At 59.4% G+C, this 19,154-nt stretch carries 21 protein-coding genes and 1 other RNA gene; 11 read left to right on the plus strand and 11 right to left on the minus strand.

Annotated features, from left to right (window positions below; all coding sequences use genetic code 11):
• Positions 1-10: 10 nt before the first annotated feature.
• The 9 genes from IG616_RS19310 to tkt all read right to left on the minus strand — a co-directional run bounded on the left by IG616_RS19310 (position 11) and on the right by tkt (position 9,949).
• Complete coding sequence (locus IG616_RS19310; RefSeq protein ID WP_192149945.1) at positions 11-805, minus strand: inositol monophosphatase family protein; 795 nt, start codon at positions 803-805, stop codon at positions 11-13.
• Positions 806-875: 70 nt separating this feature from the next.
• Complete coding sequence (efp, locus tag IG616_RS19315) at positions 876-1,439, minus strand: elongation factor P (protein ID WP_073013602.1); 564 nt, start codon at positions 1,437-1,439, stop codon at positions 876-878.
• A gap of 140 nt (positions 1,440-1,579) precedes the next feature.
• Positions 1,580-2,773, minus strand: a complete 1,194-nt coding sequence (locus IG616_RS19320; protein WP_209007782.1) for a tetratricopeptide repeat protein — start codon at positions 2,771-2,773, stop codon at positions 1,580-1,582.
• 4 nt (positions 2,774-2,777) lie between these two features.
• Entirely contained in the window at positions 2,778-3,419 is a 642-nt protein-coding gene (locus tag IG616_RS19325; protein WP_192149947.1) for a thiamine phosphate synthase, read from the minus strand.
• A gap of 138 nt (positions 3,420-3,557) precedes the next feature.
• Positions 3,558-4,625, minus strand: coding sequence for a class II fructose-bisphosphate aldolase (gene fba, locus IG616_RS19330; protein WP_192149950.1), 1,068 nt, complete (start codon positions 4,623-4,625; stop codon positions 3,558-3,560).
• Between the two features lie 244 nt (positions 4,626-4,869).
• Positions 4,870-6,063, minus strand: coding sequence for a phosphoglycerate kinase (locus IG616_RS19335; RefSeq protein WP_192149952.1), 1,194 nt, complete (start codon positions 6,061-6,063; stop codon positions 4,870-4,872).
• A 21-nt stretch (positions 6,064-6,084) separates the two neighbouring features.
• The gene (locus IG616_RS19340) at positions 6,085-6,714 is read right to left on the minus strand and encodes a LysE family transporter (protein WP_192149954.1); all 630 of its coding nucleotides are present in this window, start codon (positions 6,712-6,714) and stop codon (positions 6,085-6,087) included.
• Between the two features lie 93 nt (positions 6,715-6,807).
• Positions 6,808-7,818: a type I glyceraldehyde-3-phosphate dehydrogenase gene (gene gap / locus IG616_RS19345; protein WP_192149958.1), complete on the minus strand. Its 1,011-nt coding sequence runs from the start codon at positions 7,816-7,818 to the stop codon at positions 6,808-6,810.
• 142 nt (positions 7,819-7,960) lie between these two features.
• Complete coding sequence (tkt, locus tag IG616_RS19350) at positions 7,961-9,949, minus strand: transketolase (protein ID WP_192149960.1); 1,989 nt, start codon at positions 9,947-9,949, stop codon at positions 7,961-7,963.
• 530 nt (positions 9,950-10,479) lie between these two features.
• Here tkt and IG616_RS19355 point away from each other — a divergent pair.
• Both IG616_RS19355 and IG616_RS19360 read left to right on the plus strand, forming a co-directional pair.
• Entirely contained in the window at positions 10,480-10,776 is a 297-nt protein-coding gene (locus IG616_RS19355) for a DUF4164 domain-containing protein (protein ID WP_073013594.1), read from the plus strand.
• A 5-nt stretch (positions 10,777-10,781) separates the two neighbouring features.
• The gene (locus tag IG616_RS19360) at positions 10,782-11,153 is read left to right on the plus strand and encodes a cell division protein ZapA (protein WP_192149962.1); all 372 of its coding nucleotides are present in this window, start codon (positions 10,782-10,784) and stop codon (positions 11,151-11,153) included.
• A gap of 36 nt (positions 11,154-11,189) precedes the next feature.
• On the opposite strand, the gene IG616_RS19365 is transcribed toward IG616_RS19360, so the two are convergent.
• On the minus strand, positions 11,190-12,323 hold the full coding sequence (locus IG616_RS19365) for a helix-turn-helix transcriptional regulator (protein WP_192149964.1): 1,134 nt from the start codon (positions 12,321-12,323) through the stop codon (positions 11,190-11,192).
• Between the two features lie 329 nt (positions 12,324-12,652).
• On the opposite strand from IG616_RS19365, the gene ssrS reads away from it, so the two are divergent.
• From ssrS to IG616_RS23220, 5 genes are all read left to right on the plus strand, one after another.
• A non-coding RNA gene (ssrS, locus tag IG616_RS19370) (6S RNA) lies at positions 12,653-12,808 on the plus strand.
• 35 nt (positions 12,809-12,843) lie between these two features.
• The gene (locus tag IG616_RS19375; protein WP_192149965.1) at positions 12,844-13,425 is read left to right on the plus strand and encodes a 5-formyltetrahydrofolate cyclo-ligase; all 582 of its coding nucleotides are present in this window, start codon (positions 12,844-12,846) and stop codon (positions 13,423-13,425) included.
• Positions 13,426-13,440: 15 nt separating this feature from the next.
• Positions 13,441-14,265: a TIGR00282 family metallophosphoesterase gene (locus tag IG616_RS19380; protein WP_192149966.1), complete on the plus strand. Its 825-nt coding sequence runs from the start codon at positions 13,441-13,443 to the stop codon at positions 14,263-14,265.
• Between the two features lie 127 nt (positions 14,266-14,392).
• Positions 14,393-15,127: a YebC/PmpR family DNA-binding transcriptional regulator gene (locus IG616_RS19385; protein WP_192149967.1), complete on the plus strand. Its 735-nt coding sequence runs from the start codon at positions 14,393-14,395 to the stop codon at positions 15,125-15,127.
• Positions 15,128-15,685: 558 nt separating this feature from the next.
• Positions 15,686-15,835: a hypothetical protein gene (locus IG616_RS23220; RefSeq protein WP_209007786.1), complete on the plus strand. Its 150-nt coding sequence runs from the start codon at positions 15,686-15,688 to the stop codon at positions 15,833-15,835.
• Between the two features lie 4 nt (positions 15,836-15,839).
• On the opposite strand, the gene IG616_RS19395 is transcribed toward IG616_RS23220, so the two are convergent.
• Entirely contained in the window at positions 15,840-16,604 is a 765-nt protein-coding gene (locus IG616_RS19395) for a sulfite exporter TauE/SafE family protein (protein ID WP_192149969.1), read from the minus strand.
• A gap of 100 nt (positions 16,605-16,704) precedes the next feature.
• On the opposite strand from IG616_RS19395, the gene ruvC reads away from it, so the two are divergent.
• The 4 genes from ruvC to ruvB are packed head-to-tail and all read left to right on the plus strand — an operon-like array spanning position 16,705 to position 19,106.
• On the plus strand, positions 16,705-17,220 hold the full coding sequence (gene ruvC / locus IG616_RS19400) for a crossover junction endodeoxyribonuclease RuvC (protein ID WP_192149970.1): 516 nt from the start codon (positions 16,705-16,707) through the stop codon (positions 17,218-17,220).
• Positions 17,217-17,834: a Holliday junction branch migration protein RuvA gene (ruvA, locus tag IG616_RS19405; protein ID WP_192149972.1), complete on the plus strand. Its 618-nt coding sequence runs from the start codon at positions 17,217-17,219 to the stop codon at positions 17,832-17,834. Before ruvC ends, ruvA begins: the two co-directional genes overlap by 4 nt.
• Positions 17,831-18,076 (plus strand): endonuclease, encoded by a 246-nt coding sequence (locus tag IG616_RS19410; RefSeq protein ID WP_192149973.1) that lies wholly within the window; start codon positions 17,831-17,833, stop codon positions 18,074-18,076. The genes ruvA and IG616_RS19410 overlap by 4 nt, the downstream gene beginning before the upstream one ends.
• Positions 18,066-19,106 (plus strand): Holliday junction branch migration DNA helicase RuvB, encoded by a 1,041-nt coding sequence (gene ruvB, locus IG616_RS19415; RefSeq protein WP_192149976.1) that lies wholly within the window; start codon positions 18,066-18,068, stop codon positions 19,104-19,106. The genes IG616_RS19410 and ruvB overlap by 11 nt, the downstream gene beginning before the upstream one ends.
• Positions 19,107-19,154 lie beyond the last annotated feature (48 nt).

The raw sequence follows: 19,154 nt of genomic DNA on the forward strand, positions 1-19,154 counted from the left end.
CAGGAAATGCTTATTCAGCAGCCTTCTTGATCAGGCGCAGCATGTGCTTGTGGGCGAACTCGTTGCCGGCAACCACATCGCCGGAAGTGAGCATGCTCTCCTTGCCTTCAGCGTCGGAAACATACCCGCCCGCTTCCTTGACCATCAGGATGCCTGCTGCAAGGTCCCAGGAATTCAGGTTGTGTTCCCAGTAGCCGTCGAGGCGGCCAGCTGCGGTCCAGGCCAGATCCAGGGAGGCCGCGCCACACCGGCGGATACCTGCCACTTCCGGCATGAAGTAACGCAGTTCCTTCAGTGCACGGCCATGGTCACCCTTGCCGATCATCGGCAGGCCGGTGCCGAACACCATATCTGGCAGCTCGGAACGGGCTGCAACACGCAGGCGGCGGTCATTGACGAAGGCGCCACGGCCACGTTCCGCGGTGTAGAGTTCATCCATGACCGGGTTGTAAATCACACCGGCGACGACCTGTCCCGCGCGCTCCAGAGCGATGGAGATCGCGAAGATCGGAATGCCGTGCAGGAAGTTGGTGGTGCCATCGAGCGGATCGATGTGCCAGCGGTGCTGGCCATCGGTGCCTTCGACTTCGCCGCTTTCTTCCATCACCAGACCAAAGGTCGGACGGGCACGGGTCAGCTCGGTGCGCACAATTTCCTCGGCCCGTCGGTCTGCGGCAGAGACGAAATCTCCGGGGCCCTTGCGGGAGACCTGAAGGTTCTCGACTTCACCGAAGTCTCGGACGAGGCTGCGGCCAGCCTTGGAGGCTGCCTGAACCATGACATTGAGGAGGGCTGTGCGGGCCATTTGCTGATTGCCGATGTTTCTTGGACGCGGGCGGGCCGGGCCCCCCGCGTCAGGTCAGGGATAAGATGGATCAGTCCGCGCGGCGGACGTATTCCACAGTGCCGGTGTCGACGATGATCTTTTCGCCAGCCGTGATGAACGGCGGAACCAGAACGCGGACGCCATTTTCCAGGATCGCGGGCTTGTAGGACGAAGACTGGGTCTGGCCCTTCACCACTGCGTCTGCTTCGGTGATCTGAAGCGTGACGAACTGCGGCAGGCTGATGCCGATCGGGCGCTCTTCATGCAGTTCCACGGTCACCATCATGCCGTCCTGCAGGAAGGCTGCGCGGTCGCCAACGAAATCCATTGCCAGCTCAAGCTGCTCATAGGTTTCGGTGTCCATGAACACCAGCTGGTCTTCCTGGGTGTAGAGGTACTGGAAGTCCTTCTGCTCCAGGCGAACGCGCTCGACCTTGTCTTCCGACCGGAAGCGCTCATTGAGCTTGCGGCCATCGAGCAGGTTTTTGAGTTCGACCTGGGCGAAAGCGCCGCCCTTGCCCGGCTTGACGTGCTGGGTCTTGACGACTGCCCACAGCGTGTCCTGGTGCTGAAGAACGTTGCCAGGCTTGATTTCGTTACCGTTGATTTTCATGGAACGACCGATTGAGTGACTGAGAAATGGGGACCGGGCGCGCGGAACTGTCAGTCTAGACGGCACGGAAACCCAGCGTTGGCCTGTCCTACACAAATGCGGGACGGTTTCAAGGAAAAAAGCAGATTGGAGTTACCGGATCAGGGGGAACCATTGCTCTCGTCGATGGTGGGAGCCATCAGGGTCGGAGCAAATTCCTGGGCTTTCTTGCGGGCCTCGGCCTGCGTTGCCTCATCAAGGCTGCCGACGAAACCATCAAGTTCCAGATCCGATACGCCCATGGTGCGGGCGACAAGATGCCAGGCTGCGGCAGAGACTGGATCGAGATCGCGGCCACGGCCATAGGCATAGACCCGGGCAAGTCTGTTCATGGCAACGGGATTGCCGGCAGTGGCTGCCCGCTCGAACCAGTCGGCAGCCTCTTTTTCATCCGGTTCCACGCCTTTGCCCTGGAAGCGCAGGATGCCATAGTAGACCTGCGCGGAGGGGTTACCCCTGCGCGCAGCCCTGCCCATCCAGTAGGCGCCCTTGCTTTCATCGGTCAAACCGCCGTAGCCTTCAAGGAAGGACAGAGCCAGCGTGTATTGCGCCTCGTCATCGTTCAGGTCTGCGGCTTGCTTCAGCAGTTCACGCGCCTTTTCCTCGTTGTAAGGGCGGCCTTCGCCTTCCTGATACAGGATAGCAAGATTGTAGATCGCCGACGGGATATTGGCCTTGGCGGCAATTTCAAAAAGATCCGCGGCCTTCTTTTTGTCCTGGGGCACGCCAGTGCCAAGAAGATAGAGCTGACCAAGCTGCATGGCGGCCGATGTGTCGCCACTGTTGACGGCAAGCTGATACCACTCTGCGGCCTTGGTCTTGTCCTGCTGGATGCCCATGCCGGTTTCATGCATCACGCCCATCAAGGTCTGGGCATTGTGATCACCGGTCTCGGCAAGAGGGGTCGCGAAGGCAAGGGCAGTCAAATACCAGCCGCGCTGGAAGATGCCGTAGACAAAGTCTGCTGTAGCGCTCTGGCCTTCCGGCAAAGGCGGGAGGGGGCTCTCGATGGGGCTCTTGAGCTCCATCGGGAAGATGCCCTGATCCGCTTCAGCCGCGTTAGCGCTCTCCGCCGGAGTATCTGGCGCTGCGCCGACGCTGGCAGGGCCATCGTTTGCATCCTGGGCAGAGGATCCTCCGCTTGCCTCCTGCGGTGTGGCATCAGACTTCGCGGCCGCCGCAGGCTGCTCCATGTCCTGCTTCGCCGGCGCCTTGTCCTGGGCGGCCAGTTCATAGGTGCCTCCCACAAGGGCGGTCAGAAGCAGAGCAGAGGCTGCGGCGGTCCGAAGTTGCATGGTTTCATTCCACGTCGACGAATGGGTGATTTTCCAAAATGGCGTTGGCCGCGGCAACGGCTGCCGCCGGTCCTTCATTGTGGTTCCAGACCGCATCCTTCAAAGCGACGAAATCCGCGCCTGTTGCAGCGGTGTCTTCGATGGAGGTAATTGTGTTGCCCGCTAGGGCAACGCATGGCGTCTCGAAGAGTTCCGCCCACCACTGTGCCCGGTCAATCGTCTTTGGGTGGGCTTCTTCCCGCTCGTCCAGATCGAGTTTGCCGTAGAAGATATAGTCCACGCCGGTTTCGGCGATTTCCATGTCCTCATGCCTCAGTTTGGTGCCGCCTGCGCCAACGATCCGCTCAGGCTGGAGGCTTTCGACAGCGAGCTTGATGTCCTCAAGGGAGGTCTCGACATGGGCGCCATCCGCGCCTGTGCGGCCTGCGACCTGGGTGTCGCCATAGATCAGGGCGGCGGCGCCACCGTCCTGGATGATCGGAACCAGACGTTCGGCTGTGTCCTGCAGAGCCTTGCTGCTTGCCTGGGGCATGTAGATCAGCACGCACGCGACATCCCCGCCCGAAAGCGCATCCTTGAGCTTGGGGGCGAAGTCGGCGGGGTCGAAGACCGGAGGGGTCACGAGAAAGAGGCGAGGACGGTTCACGAAGCGGTTCCGGTTTATGGGGTGACTGCAGAATGCTTCTATTGTCCCTAAAGACGGCGAAAGAGGGACGCAAGGCCCCTCTTTGCTGAAAGCTCGTCAGATAGTGAGCGTGTTACCGGATGAGGTCCAGCACTTTTCTCAGGCGACCTTCGGGTCCAGGCTGCCATCCTTGTAACGGGCGGCCATTTCAGCCAGCGTGATGACGCGCTTGATCTTCGATGCTTGTCCGGCGGTGTTGAATTCTTCCAGACGGGAAATGCAGAGCTTTTCCATCGCCTCGCGAGCGGGCTTCAGATACTTGCGCGGATCGAATTCGCCCGGGTTTTCGGACAGAATCTTACGGATCTGGCCGGTCATGGCCATGCGGTTGTCCGTGTCGATGTTGATCTTCCGCACGCCGTTCTTGATGCCGCGCTGAATTTCTTCGACCGGCACGCCCCAAGTCTGAGGCATCTTGCCGCCATATTGGTTGATGATGTCCTGAAGATCCTGAGGGACCGAGGACGAGCCGTGCATCACCAGGTGGGTTTCCGGCAGCCGGCGGTGGATTTCCTCAATCACATGCATGGCGAGGATATCGCCATCCGGCTTGCGGGTGAACTTGTAGGCGCCGTGGGAGGTGCCCATGGCGATTGCCAGAGCGTCAACCTTGGTCTCCTTGACGAACTTGACGGCTTCGTCCGGATTGGTCAGCAGCTGATCGTGACTCAAAACGCCTTCAGCGCCGTGGCCGTCTTCCTTATCGCCCATGCCGGTTTCCAGCGAGCCGAGAACACCCAGTTCGCCTTCGACGGAGATGCCGCCCAGATGAGCCATGTCGGTGACCGTCTTGGTGACGCCGGTGTTGTAGTCCCAGTCCGCCGGGGTCTTGCCATCGGCCTTGAGGGAGCCGTCCATCATCACGGACGTGAAGCCGGACTGGATGGCGGTCATGCAGGTTGCCGGCTCGTTGCCATGATCCAGATGCACGCAGACCGGGATATGCGGGTAGATTTCGCAAACCGCATCCATCATGTGTTTCAGCATCACGTCATGGGCATAGGCACGTGCACCGCGGGAGGCCTGGATGATGACGGGAGAATCTGTACGGTCGGCAGCGGCCATGATGGCCAGGGCCTGTTCCATATTATTGATATTGAACGCGGGAACACCGTAGTCGTGCTCAGCTGCATGATCCAAAAGCTGGCGAAGCGTGATACGTGCCATTCAAAACTCCCGTGTTGGCTTGGCGCGTCGATGCCGGTGATGGCCGAAGTCTTCGCGCTGCGTCAAATTTGGAAGTGTACTTAGCAAATACCGGCGGTTTGAAAAGACACCTGCCGAAACCTAAATCGTTTGAAATTCAAATAGTTTCGTAATTTTTCAGCTGTCTTTAATTTGGACTGTAAATTAATTTTTGCAAGCGCGAAATGCCCCTGTCCGGACATAATTTCTGGACAGGGGCCGAAATTTAGACTTCCAGAGCTTTGACGCCCGGCAATTCCTTACCTTCCAGCCATTCGAGGAAAGCGCCGCCTGCGGTGGAGACATAGGAGAAGTCATCCGCAACGCCAGCGTGGTTCAGAGCCGCGACTGTGTCGCCGCCGCCGGCGACCGAATTCAGCTGGCCGGCCTTGGTGCGGGCTGCTGCGTGACGTGCGGCTGCGACGGTTGCCGTGTCGAAGGGGGCGATCTCGAAGGCGCCAAGCGGGCCGTTCCAGACCAGCGTGTTGGCAGCGTCGATCTTCTCGGCAACCTTGGCGATGGAGGCGGCTCCAACGTCGAGCATCATGGCATCGGCCGGGATGGCGTCGAGCGTCACGGTCTCGTTAGCTGCGCCTGCCTTGAACTCCCGGGCAACGACGGCGTCTGCAGGAAGAACGATTTCGCAGCCGGACTTTTCAGCCGCGGCCATGATCTTGCGGGCGGTATCTGCCAGATCGTGTTCGCAGAGCGACTTGCCAACGTTGACGCCCTGTGCGGCGAGGAAGGTGTTGGCCATGCCGCCGCCGATCACCAGCATGTCGACCTTGCCGACCAGATTTTCCAGAAGGTCGATTTTTGAGGAGACCTTCGCACCGCCGACAACAGCCAGCACCGGGCGCTTCGGCTCACCAAGGGCAGAGCCAAGGGCTTCCAGTTCGGCCTGCATGGTGCGGCCCGCATAGGACGGCAGCAGACGGGCAATGCCCTCGGTAGAGCCATGGGCGCGGTGTGCTGCGGAGAAGGCATCGTTCACATAGAAGTCGCCATTGGCAGCAAGGGCCTTGGCAAAGTCCGGATCGTTCTTTTCCTCGCCCTTGTAGAAACGGGTGTTTTCCAGAAGGAGCACGTCGCCGTTGGAAGCTTCTGCGATGGCTTCCTCAACCGATGCGCCAATGCAGTCGTCAACGAAATCGACCGGCGCGAGCAGCAGGTCTGCAAGCGGCTGGGCGACCGGCTCAAGGGACATGTCGGCGACGCGCTCGCCCTTCGGGCGGCCGAAGTGGGCCAGAAGAATGACCTTTGCGCCCTTTTCGGAGAGTTCCTGGATGGTCGGCAGAACGCGCTCGATACGCGTGGTGTCGGTCACCTTGCCACCGTCCATCGGAACGTTGAGGTCGACGCGCACAAGCGCGCGCTTGCCTGCGATATCGTTGAGATCGTCGAGAGTCTTGAAGGCCATGAGAGAGATATCCGTCAAATGTCAGCGCGTGGAACTGGTGGTTGCGGCAATGCCGATTCCGAACAGGGTCAGCAATACACCAAAGGAGCGTTCAATCCAGAGCTTGGCACGGAAGAAAGTGTCCCGGACCCGGCTCTGCGTGAAGAAGAGGGTGACCAGCACGAACCAGAGGAACACGCCTGAGGCCATGATGGCGCCATAGCCGATCTGAACGGCAAGGGGAGTGCCAGGCGCCGTGACCTGCACGAAAACACTCAAGGCGAACATGGTGGCCTTGGGGTTCGTGGCATTGGTGAGGAAGCCCCAGCGGAGCGCCTTGAGGGGCGGCATCGCCGTTGCCTGATCGGCAACAGGCATGTCCCGGCTGGCGCCCCGGTACATGGTGATCCCCAGGAAGATCAGATAGGCCGCGCCGATCAGCTTGATCGAGTTGAAGAGCAGGATCGACTGGGACACAACCAGGCCAATGCCGGCAATGGCATACGCAGAGTGGACAACAAGAGCCAGACCGATGCCGAGCGCCGTCATGAAGCCCGCGGTCCGCCCGCCAACGAGAGCGTTGCGGATAACCACCGCGAGATCGGCACCCGGCACGATGGCGACGATGATGGTTAGGGAAAGAACTGTAAATAGCTCGACCAATTTGAGCATCCTAGGCCGTGAGGAACAAAAAAGGGCGGATCCGGTCAAGCCGCATCCGCCCTCAATTCTAGTCCGGATGACGTGTCATCCGCATGGCATCACTCAGATCAGCTTTGCCATGGCGACGGCGGTGTCGGACATGCGGTTGGAGAAGCCCCACTCGTTGTCGTACCAGGCCAGAACGGAGACCATCGTGCCGTCCATGACCTTGGTCTGGTCCAAAGCAACGGTGGAGGAATGCGGGTCGTGGTTGAAGTCGATCGAGACGTTCGGTGCGTTGGTGTAACCCAAAACGTTCTTCAGACGTCCGTCAGCGGCAGCAATAAGTGCCTTGTTGACCTGTTCTGCGGTGACTTCCTTCGAAGAGATGAACTTGAAGTCGACCAGGGAGACGTTCGGGGTCGGAACGCGGACCGAAATACCGTCGAGCTTGCCAGCCAGAGACGGGATCACCAGGCCGATGGCCTTTGCAGCGCCGGTCGAGGTCGGGATCTGGCTCATGGCTGCTGCGCGGCCGCGGTACAGATCCTTGTGCATCGTGTCCAGTGTCGGCTGGTCGCCGGTGTAGGAGTGGATCGTCGTCATCATGCCGCGTTCGATGCCGAATTCGGCATGCAGAACGTCAACCACCGGTGCCAGGCAGTTGGTGGTGCAGGAGGCGTTGGAGACGACGAGATCGTCCTTGGTCAGAACGCCATGGTTGACGCCATAAACGATGGTCTTGTCTGCGCCGGTTGCCGGTGCAGACACCAGAACGCGCTTTGCGCCTGCTTCCAGGTGCAGGGCAGCTTTTTCCTTTGCGGTAAAGATGCCGGTGCATTCCATTGCAATGTCGACACCCAGCTCGCCCCACGGCAGGTCCTTCGGATCGCGGATCGCGGTGACCTTGATCGGGTTGCCGCCAGCGATGGAGATGGTGTCGCCGTTGACGGTCACTTCAGCCGGAAAACGGCCGTGGACGGAGTCAAAACGAAGCAGGTGGGCGTTGGTTTCAACTGGACCCAGGTCGTTGATGGCAACGACTTCGATGTCGGTCCGGCCGGACTCGACGATGGCACGAAGAACGTTCCGGCCGATGCGGCCAAAACCGTTGATTGCTACCTTGGTCACCATATTCCACTCCATGGTTCACAGCGCATGCTTTGGCGCGCCGGTATCATTGGCCACGGCGGCGTGGCCGATTGGACGGAGCCCGAACGGCATCGCCCCGACTGGCTGCCCGCGTCTGACGAGGGCAGTCTGATTTTGGTATGGCTCAGGCCTTGAGCTTGGCCTGAGCGGCTGCGACGACGGCGTCGGAAGTGATGCCGAAGTGCTCGTAAAGCTTTTTGTAAGGGCCGCTGGCGCCGAAGCCATGCATGCCGACAAAGAGGCCGTCATTGCCGATGAAGCGGTCCCAGCCCATGCGGATGCCTGCTTCGACGGCGATCTTGACCGGACTGTCGCCGATGACGGCGGCCTGGTAGTCCTCGGACTGGGTCTCGAAGAGCTCGAAGCACGGAACCGAGACCACACGGGCCGCGACACCAGCTTCCTGCAGCTTGCCATGTGCTTCCACCGCCAGTTCGACTTCCGAGCCGGAGGCGAAGAGGGTGACGGCAGCTTCATCGTCGCTGTCGATCAGCACATAGGCGCCACGGGCACACAGGTTGTCTTCTTCGTAGGAGGTGCGCAGAGCCGGAAGGTCCTGACGGGTCAGGGCCAGAACGGACGGAGCGTCCTTGGTTTCCAGAGCCAGCTGCCAGCACTCGAGCGTCTCGGTGATGTCTGCCGGACGGAAGAACAGCAGATCCGGGATCGCGCGCAGAGCGGCGTAATGCTCGACCGGCTGGTGGGTCGGGCCATCTTCGCCGAGGCCGATGGAATCATGCGTCATCACATGGATCACGCGCTGCTTCATCAGGGCGGCGAGGCGGATGGACGGACGGCAATAGTCGGAGAAGATCAGGAAGCCGCCGGAATAGGGGATCAGCCCACCGTGCAGAGCCATGCCGTTCATGGCAGCAGCCATGCCGTGCTCGCGGATGCCCCAATGGATATAGCGACCGGAGAAGTCGTCTGGAGTGACGGAGGCTGTCTGCTTGGTCTTGGTGTTGTTTGAACCGGTCAGGTCAGCGGAGCCGCCAATGGTTTCCGGAATGACTTCGTTCAGGACGGTCAGAACAGCCTCTGAAGCCTTGCGAGTTGCCATCTTCGGTTTGGTTTCCGCGAGCTGCTTCTTGTACTCCTGCACTGCGGCTTCGAAGCCTGCAGGGAGGTCGCCGCGGTTCCGGCGTTCGAACTCGGCGCGGGTGTCGGCGTCCTTGGCGGCGAACCGCTTCTGCCAGTCCTTGTGAGCCTGAGCGGAACGCAGGCCCGCGATGCGCCATGCGTCGAGAATGTCGCTCGGGACTTCAAACGGCTCATGCGGCCAATTGAGAGCCTCACGGGTGGCCGCCGCTTCCTCAGCGCCCAGCGGAGAACCGTGGACGCCGTTGGTGCCGGCCTTTTTCGGCGAACCGAAGCCGATGGTTGTCTTGGCTGCGATGAGGGTCGGGCGGTCGCTGGACTGTGCCTGACGGATCGCACTTGCGATCGCTGCCGGATCGTGACCATCGATCGAGATGGTGCTCCAGCCGGAAGCGGCGAAACGGGCGGTCTGATTGGTCGAATCGGTGATGTCGACGCGGCCGTCAATCGAGATGCCGTTGTCGTCCCAGATCACGATCAGCTTGTTCAGCTTCAAGTGGCCTGCAAGCGAAAGTGCTTCCTGGCTGATGCCTTCCATGAGGCAGCCATCACCGGCCAGCACATAGGTGAAGTGGTCGACGATGTCAGTGCCGAAGCGGCTTTCCTGCAGCTTTTCGGCGATGGCCATACCAACCGCGTTGCCGAGACCCTGTCCGAGCGGACCGGTGGTTGTTTCGATACCGGCCCCATGGCCGAATTCCGGATGGCCGGCAGTGCGTGCGCCGATCTGACGGAAACTCTTAAGTTCGTCGAGAGTGAAGTCTTCGTAGCCGAGAAGATAAAGTACGCTGTAGAGCAGCATGGAGCCGTGGCCGGCCGACAGGACGAAGCGGTCCCGGTCGCACCAGTTGGGCGCCGTCGGATCGAACTTCAGGAATTCGGTGAAGAGCACCGTCGCGATGTCAGCTGCCCCCATCGGCAGGCCTGGGTGGCCAGACTTTGCTTTTTCCACGGCATCGATGGCAAGGAAGCGGATCGCATTTGCCATGCGCTGGTGTTTTTCAAGATCGGCCATGTGTGTCCCGTAGCTTGTGTCGGCGCAATGCCGGAGAAATCCAATGTGCCGTCCCGGCATCAGGTCCAGAACGGGCGGGAGGGAGCAATGCCAGCCTTGGCGCAGACTGCCCACCCCAGCCCAGAAGGCGCCCGACAAATATCAGGAACATTGCGCGAGTCAATCAATCCGCATTGTCTAAGGGGCATTGAATGAGCCCAAAAAGGACTGAGGATTCTGCCACTGTTCCCATTGACGTATTCATCAGGGCTTGCCTAATCTCGAAACCGTGGCGTCAAACTGAGCTGGAATGACAGTATCTGGCCATTGTCTTGCCCGGAATTGTTCGCACTCTGGTTGAACAGGTTTCCATAGTCTCCGAAGTTCCGGCGGCTTCCGAAACCGCTCTGGTGGTTGATTTGCCTTATAGGCTGGGCGTCCGGGGCTGGACGACCGAGCGTCTTTGCTAGATATGCAGGATCAGGTTTGCTGCAAAGCAATATGAAAACTGCAAGGTGCCTCAGCACCGTAGCTTGGAGAAACGACAGGGAATGGCAGAACAGGGACCACGTTCCGGGGTGACCATTGAAGCTGCCTTGCAGCGTCTGGCAAAGGCGCTAGGAACGCTCGAGACCTCTGTTCAGCGCCGGATTGAATCCGACCGCTCGCTCAATTCCCTTCAGGATGACCTCCAGCGGCTGGGCGAGGACCGGTCTCAGCTCGCAAATAGTCTCGACAAGTCCGAGACGAGAGCGCAGCGCCTGGAAGACGCCAATCGGGACGTTTCCCGGCGTCTGGTGTCCGCAATGGAAACCATCCGCAGCGTTCTTGACGCGCAAGGAGGATAAGGCCGGTGGCTCAGATCAATGTGATCATAAACGGCCGGTCCTTCCGGATGGCTTGCGACGACGGGGAAGAGGACCGGTTGATCGGCCTTGCCAAGCGTTTCGATGGGTGGATCGATGATCTCCGCGGTGCTTTCGGCGAAATTGGCGACCAGCGGCTGACCGTGATGGCAGGTATCATGGCAACGGACCAGCTTGTCGAACTGGAAAAGAAGATCGCTGCCTTGGAAGCGGATCTGTCGCAGGCCAAGGAAGCCCAAGCCACTGCAGTGAAGACCCTGAACACCCACGAGAGCGATGTGGCTGGTGCGGTCGACAAGGCGGCAGCGAAAATCGAATCACTGGCGGAAGCCCTCAGCCGTAGCCTCCGGTCCGAATAGCCGTTGCCGTCCGGCTTGCGCAAAGACCCGTAAAATTTATCCGTTGCGGGTCAGGAAACAGAAGCGCTCCAATCTCGAGACCAGTGCTTTCTGGTTATTGACCCCGCATTTGGCCATCGCAGATTTTAGCTGCTTGCGGACCGTGTCGGTCGCAAGCCCGTTTTCCGCAGCATAGTCCGCCAGCGCCGTTCCCTTGGCGACGGCGGAAATGGCGCGGGTTTCAGCGCTGGTAATCGAGAACAGCTGGGCGAACCGGGAAGCTTCCTCGTGCGTGATGACCATTTCTGCAGAAAGCGGCGTAATGACCAGCATGATGGATGGTCCCGACAAAGCGTTAAAATGCGACAGAACCGGTGCCGATGAGATGACCCTGACACTGTATTGATCCATCGTCAGAGGATCGCAGGCCAAAAAGGCGCCGGTGCTGGATCCCCGTGCTCCTGCCAGTTTTCCAAGCGTTTCCTGAAAGTCATCATCCGTCTTTTTGTCGGTGAAGGAGAGCTGCTTGTTCCGGCTGGCCATCAAGCCCGTCCGGAGATGCTCTTCCGCAATGCTGTTGGCAAAAAGAAGGTTCCGTTTGGCATTCAGAATGACCACGGCCCTTCCCGTGTTGGACCAAAGATCTCCGAGCAGCCCCCGTTGAAGGTGAAGTTCTGTATTGGCCGTATAGAGTCTTACGGCCCGGCGAAGGCCTGGTAGCAGGCCCTGCAGGCGATGGAGTTGCGAGGAGTTGAAAGGAATCGCGTCGTTCAGGGGAGCTATGCCGAGGCCCATGAACGTATCGGGAGAGGAGAGATTGCAAAGAGCGAGGTTCCGCATGCCGTTCATTACAAGAATCTCGTTGTAGACTGTGTCCGTTCGGATCTCCTCGGGGCTGAGAACATCTGGTTCCAGCAGGACCTTGCCGATCGGAGCGCTCACGACCCGGGGCACACGTCTGTCCATGATGAAATAGTCGCTGAGATATGTGGCGTAGGCATCCTCATTTCCGCGCTCGAAATGCTCGATAACGGGCTGGCTGCCAATGGTGTCGATGACGATGAGATTGACAGCCGAGCCGCCGATGAAGTCGGAAAGCCGGATCAAGGCATCGCGCCAGAGTTCGGGAACTAGCGCGGCATCAAAAAAAAGATCTGTAAGTGTCTCAAGGCCTTCGCTGAAGTCAGTCATGGAATTGGAGCCCTTGAGACTGTGTCTGTGCCCAGATGATCCTAATCAGCAAATGTTTGACATACCCCATTTGGGGGATGCGGAAGCATAGGTATTTGTGTCAGAGAAAAGGCGGCTACTGCAAGCCTGTTTTTTATGTCTTTGGGATGTGAGTTGTTAAATTTACTTGATCCATTTACTCGGATCACCTACCGCAACCCGGCGGAAACGACCTTGGGACCGGCAACTTGCCGGTCCCATTTTTATTGCGGGTTTGGCTTTTGGTCAGAAGGGATGATCTCCCCTTGTACTGTCCTCTGGCAAAGTGCCTGACACGGCGCTATATGATAACCTGGCTGCGCGACACGTCAGGAACCATATCCCCGGGGCCTTACGCATTCCTTTGGGAGCTGTCCCCGCTTCGGACCGTGGTCTGTTGCATACGGCGCCCACCTACATAGTAGGTTTCCCGGGATTGCGAATTCCAACGGTCGTGCGGCTTTGCACTTTGAAGCCAGCTTCCGAGCCAAAGATCTGAGCCATGTCTGAGCATCCTTTGACACCGCCTGCCGAGGCAAAGGAGCGCCTGCGCCGGCAGGCGCTGACACGGCGGGCGGCTCTGACGGGTGTGGACAGGGCTGAAGCCTCTCTCAAGCTTGCAGATTTCGCAACGGATCTGGAATTGCCGGCCGCTGTGGCAGTGGCGGGTTTCTGGCCGATTCGGGACGAGATCGATCCCCGGCCCTTGCTTGTTAAGCTGCGCGATATGGGGCATCCCCTCTGTCTGCCTGCTGTCATTCACCCCACGCTCATTTTCAGAAGTTTTGGCCGGGACACAAAGTTTGTTCCAGGCGGGTTTGGGACAATGGCCCCTTGCCCGGATGCGGAAGAACTGCGCCCGGATGTGCTTTTGATGCCGCTGGCCGCCTTTGATAGCCGCGGAAACCGGATCGGATATGGCAAGGGGCATTACGACCGTGCCATTGCGGTTCTTGAAAAAGAGGCCCCGGTCGTGTGTATCGGTCTGGCATTTGATGTTCAGGAGGTTGGCGAAGTGCCTGCCGAAGCCCATGACCGGCGGCTGGACGCCTTGTTGACCCCTACCGGTCTGCGCCGGTTCTAACTTCCGAGAGGCTTTATGAAGCTCTTGTTCCTTGGCGACCTGGTCGGGCGCACCGGCCGGACTGCTGTCATCGATCAGTTACCCGCCATTGTCGAAATGCAGCAACTGGATTTCGTCGTCGTCAACGGAGAGAACTCTGCTTCCGGTTTCGGCATTACCGAGGCAATCCTGCAGGATGTGCTGGATGCGGGGGCGGATGTCGTGACCACTGGCAACCACGTTTGGGATCAGCGCGACACGCTCGTCTACATTGAGCGGCAGGACCGGTTGCTGCGCCCATTGAACTATCCCGTTGGCACGCCAGGACGCGGCGCGCATCTCTATACGGCCCGCAATGGCGCGCAGGTCATGGTCGCCAATGTGATGGGCCGCGTCTACATGGATGCCATGGATGATCCCTTTGCCCGGATCGAGCGCGTTGTCGACGATTGCCCGCTTGGTCAGGTTGCGGATGCCATCATCATTGACATGCATGCGGAAGCGACCAGCGAAAAGCAAGCCATGGGTCATTTCCTTGACGGGCGTGTGAGCCTGGTGGTGGGAACCCACACCCATGTCCCAACCGCGGACCATCAGATCCTGCCGGGGGGCACCGCCTATATGTCAGATGCAGGCATGTGCGGCGATTATGACAGTGTGCTCGGCATGGAAAAGGATGAGCCGGTGAACCGGTTTCAGCGCAAGATTCCGGGCAACCGGTTCACGCCTGCGTCGGGTGAAGCGACCATCAGCGGTGTTGCCGTTGAAACCGACGACCGGACAGGCTTGGCACTAAGGGTTGCTCCGGTCCGTATCGGCGGCCGTCTGGAGCCGGTACTGCCGTTCTTCTGGCAGAGCTGACTGCGCTGACGGGATGATGCGAAGCCTGTAGGAGGCCGCCAACGGCCCCCGCTGGATTTTCTGAGCGGCTTTGCCTATAAGCGTCCCAACTTTTCAAAAGACACATCCGCACGAGCCGAGAAGAGCCATGGCAGGACATTCACAGTTCAAGAACATCATGCACCGCAAGGGCCGGCAGGACGCGATCCGGTCGAAGATCTTTTCCAAGCTGTCGAAGGAAATCACCGTCGCAGCAAAGGTCGGTGGTCCGGATATCGACGGCAACCCGCGCCTGCGCCTTGCGGTTCAGAACGCCCGCGCCCAGTCTATGCCGAAGGACAACATCCAGCGTGCGATCAACAAGTCCCAGTCTGGTGACGACGACAACTATGAAGAAATCCGCTATGAGGGCTATGGCCCCGCAGGCGTTGCCATTGTTGTTGAAGCTCTGACGGACAACCGCAACCGCTCTGCTTCCAACATCCGCTCCTACTTCACCAAGTGCGGCGGGTCATTGGGCGAAACCAACTCGGTTGCCTTCATGTTCGACCGGGTTGGCGAGATCACCTACAAGCCGGAAACCGGCGACGCGGATGCGGTCCTGGAAGCTGCCATCGAAGCTGGCGCGGATGATGTGCAGTCCGACGAAAACGGCCACACCATCTACACGGCCTTTGAAGACTTGAACGATGTTGCCAAAGGCCTGGAAGCTGCTTTTGGCGAAGCTGAGTCCGTCAAGATCATCTGGAAGCCGCAGAACCTGACGCCGGTCGATAACGAGAAGGCCCAGACGGTCATCAAGCTGCTCGACATGCTCGAAGACGACGATGACGTCCAGAACGTCTACGCCAACTGCGACATTGATGCGGAAGCTCTGGCTTGAGGCCGGATTTCTGACGCAAGGCTGAGTTAAGACAACCCCGGTTTTGCCGGGGTTCAGACTGCTGACAAACCTCTGAGGCCTATCGAAGAGGTTCAGATTCACGGAACGTCACAGATTCAAGTCGTGAACATATCGGAATCAAAACCCCTCAATTCTGGCAGCCGCCAAAAACCGAGGGGTTTGTAATCAATCTGAACCCCGGTTTTGCCGGGGTTCAGACTGCTGACAAACCTCTGAAGCCTATCGAAGAGGTTCAGATTCACGGAACGTCACAGATTCAAATCGTGAACATATCGGAATCAAAACCCCTCGATTCTGGCTGCCGCCAAAAACCGAGGGGTTTGTAATCAATCTGAACCCCGGTTTTGCCGGGGTTGTTTGTTTTTGAAGAGGGGAATGGTGTTGGAAAGCCGGATTTTCGGACTGACGCAGCTGGATGCCAAGACCTTGCCGGAGCGTGCTCTGAAGCTGGCAGAATAGGCGGGAGAAGTAGCCCAGGCCGTTCTGTCGGCAACGGGAGCCCCGGGTTCCGCCTACAAGGGGCTGAACCTTGAGGATGTGCGTGAAGAAGCAGCGGATGCCGCAATCGTTGCGATCAGCATTCTGGCCCAGACCTGTGACGACGAGGCGATGTTCGATGCCGAGCTGCAGCGGTTGCTGTCAGAAAAATGCACCAAATGGGAAGCTGTTCTCAGTCGGCAGGCATAATGCCTCAGCGGCCGAAGAGCGGGTCGAGAAGCGGCATTGAGGACAGGGCTGCCAGCGCGATCAGCGAGTAGGCGATCAGACGGTAGAACTTCGGGTCGGCCTTGCCGAAGCCTTTGGAGCCAAGAAACAGTCCAATCGCATAGAGCGGGGTTCCGGCAATGGCCAGATGCAGCACCGGGAGGTTGAAGAAGCCCTTGAGCCAGTAAGCGAAGACGGTGCCGACGCTGGCAAGGGCAAAGAACACGATCAGATTGGCGCGCACGACCATTGGCTCCTTCGCACTGGACAGCCAGAAGGCAACCACCGGCGGGCCAGCGACCTGGCTGACGCCGCCGAGGACGCCTGCGACCATGCCTACCCCGAAGGAGATGGGAGGGCTGGGCCGGTTGCGGTAGCGCCAGCCGGAAATCAGCAGAACGAGCACGGCGGCAACAATGCCGAAGATGATCCAGCGCAACAGCAGGGTGTCCATCGTGGCGAGCAGCCAGGTGCCTGCATGGACGAAGAGCACGGATGCGATGACAGCCGGAATGATCGTGCTCCAGTCGCAGATCCGCAGGGCCCGGACCACCAGCGGCATGGCGACGACGAAGTCGAGGATCAGAAAGCTGGCGGCGGCCGTCGGCGGAAAGATCAGGCTGGTGGCCACCGGCATGTAGATCATCCCCGCGCCGAAACCGGCGAAACCGCGCACGCATCCGGCAATCAGCAGCACACTGCAAAGCAGCAGGAGAACTCCCGGTTCGAAGGACGTGTAGATGTCGAACATGCAGGCCGCGCAGGGTGAGGTGGGAAAAACAGCGTCTAATCACTGCCTAAGGGCGGCTTCTGCTGGCGTCAACTCGCAAGTTTTGTTACCGGTTTGTTCTATGACACATCCGATTCGAGTTCTCGGCATTGATCCGGGGTTGCGGCGCACAGGCTGGGGCATGATTGAGGTGATCGGCAACAGGCTGATCTTCATTGCCTCCGGCACGGTGACTTCCGACAACAAGCTGGGACTGGCGGAGCGGCTGGTACAGCTGCATGACGGCTTGAGCGAGATCGTTCGCAAGCAGGAGCCGATGGAAGCAGCTGTGGAGCACACATTCGTCAACAAGGACGCCGGAGCGACGCTCAAGCTGGGTCAGGCCCGCGGGATTGCGTTGCTGGTTCCGGCTCTCGCAGGACTGAGTGTTGCCGAATATGCGCCGAACCTCGTGAAGAAAACGGTTGTGGGGACTGGTCACGCGGAGAAAGAGCAGATCCGAGCCATGGTGAAGATCCTCATGCCGCGGGCGGTTTTTGATACGGATGATGCTGCGGATGCGCTGGCGATTGCGATTTGCCATGCCCATCACCGCGGGTCGGCAACGGGGCGCATGGCCCAGGCAGGTGCAGCATGATCGGAAAGCTCAAGGGAACCATCGACAGCTATGGCGAGGATCATGTGATCCTGGATGTCCACGGTGTCGGCTATCAGGTCTACTGTCCTTCGCGGGTGCTGCAGACCCTGCCCAAGGCAGGGGAGGCCGCGGTCCTTTTCATAGAGACCATGGTGCGGGAAGACATGATCCGGCTCTTCGGCTTTTCCCAGGAAGCCGAGCGTGAATGGTTCCGCCTGCTGATGACTGTACAGGGCGTTGGGGCCAAGGTGGCTCTGGCGGTTCTTGGTATTCTGAGGGCCAGCGAGATTGCAAATGCCATCGCGCTTGGCGACAAGGCAACGATTTCGCGGGCGCCGGGTGTTGGCAAGCGGGTCGCGGAACGTATTCTGGCAGAGCTGAAGGACAAGGCTCCGGGGTACGCGTCCGTCGATGCGGAGACAATCTCCGTATCCCAGACGGTCAATGAGAAGGTCGCTGCGCGGCCGGTTGCCGAAGCGGTCTCGGCTCTGACGAATCTGGGATATGGTCAGCCCCAGGCCAGCGCGGCAGTGGCGCGGGCGATGAAAACGGCCGGCGAAGAGGCGACAACGGAAACGCTCATTCGCCTCGGCCTGAAGGAGCTGGCGCAGTGACGGTTTTCTGGTTCGTTGTTGTTGCGGTCTGTATCTTCCTTCTGGGTGTTGGCGGGATGATCGTTCTGGATCACAAGTTCTCCCAGGCGGTGCAGGGGAGGGACTATACGGTCAAGGGCCGCAGAGTGCTCAGCGATGACCCGTTCGTGCGCAAGACGTTCCGGAAGTTTCATGCCATCCGGGTGGCCTATTCGTTTTTTCTAATCGCTCTTCTCGTGGTGGTCGTGTCCAATGCCGGATGAAACGCGTCTTGTCTCGCCGGAAATCCGTGGTGACGAAATCGACACCACCATGCGCCCTCAGGCTTTGGACGAGTTTGTCGGTCAGGCTCAGGCCCGCGCCAACCTGAAGATCTTCATCGGCGCTGCGAAGGCGCGTGGCGAGGCGCTCGACCATGTGTTGTTCGTAGGTCCTCCGGGCCTCGGCAAGACGACGCTTGCGCAGATCATGGCTCGTGAACTGGGTGTCAACTTCCGGGCCACTTCCGGTCCGGTAATTGCCAAGGCAGGAGATCTCGCAGCGCTGCTGACCAATCTGGAAGAACGGGACGTTCTCTTCATTGATGAAATCCACCGCCTCAATCCGGCGGTCGAGGAAGTGCTCTATCCGGCGATGGAGGACTATCAGCTCGATCTGATCATCGGGGAGGGGCCCGCTGCCCGCTCGGTGAAGATCGATCTGGCGAAGTTTACCCTGGTTGCGGCAACGACCCGCCTCGGGCTGCTGACGACTCCGCTGCGTGACCGTTTCGGGATTCCTGTCCGGTTACAGTTCTATACGGTTCCGGAACTGGAGCATATCGTCAACCGCGGTGCGCGGATCCTGGGTGTTGGCATGGCACCGGATGGCGCTCACGAGATTGCCAAGCGTTCCCGTGGTACGCCGCGCATCGCAGGCCGGCTTCTGCGCCGTGTCCGCGATTTTGCCATAGTGGCGGGCGTGGATCACGTGGACCGCGCTCTGGCTGACCGTGCCCTCTCCCAGCTTGAGGTGGACAGCGCTGGACTTGATAGTCTGGACCGCCGTTATCTGCATCAGATTGCCGTCAACTTTGGCGGTGGCCCAGTTGGGATCGAGACTATTGCTGCAGCTTTGTCTGAGCCGCGTGATGCGATTGAAGAAATAGTTGAGCCCTATCTTATTCAGAACGGCTTCTTACAGCGCACCCCCCGGGGCAGGGTACTGACACCGCAAGCTTTTGCGCATTTGGGACTTGCCGTTCCGCAGAAAATTGATGCACCGCAACTCGGTCTTTTTCAGGAGCCTGACTGAGTACGAATATTCTTAAGAATTTAATTCGACATCTGCCTTAATTATTTG

The sequence above is a fragment of the Roseibium litorale genome (assembly GCF_014842915.1).
Lineage (GTDB): Bacteria > Pseudomonadota > Alphaproteobacteria > Rhizobiales > Stappiaceae > Roseibium > Roseibium litorale.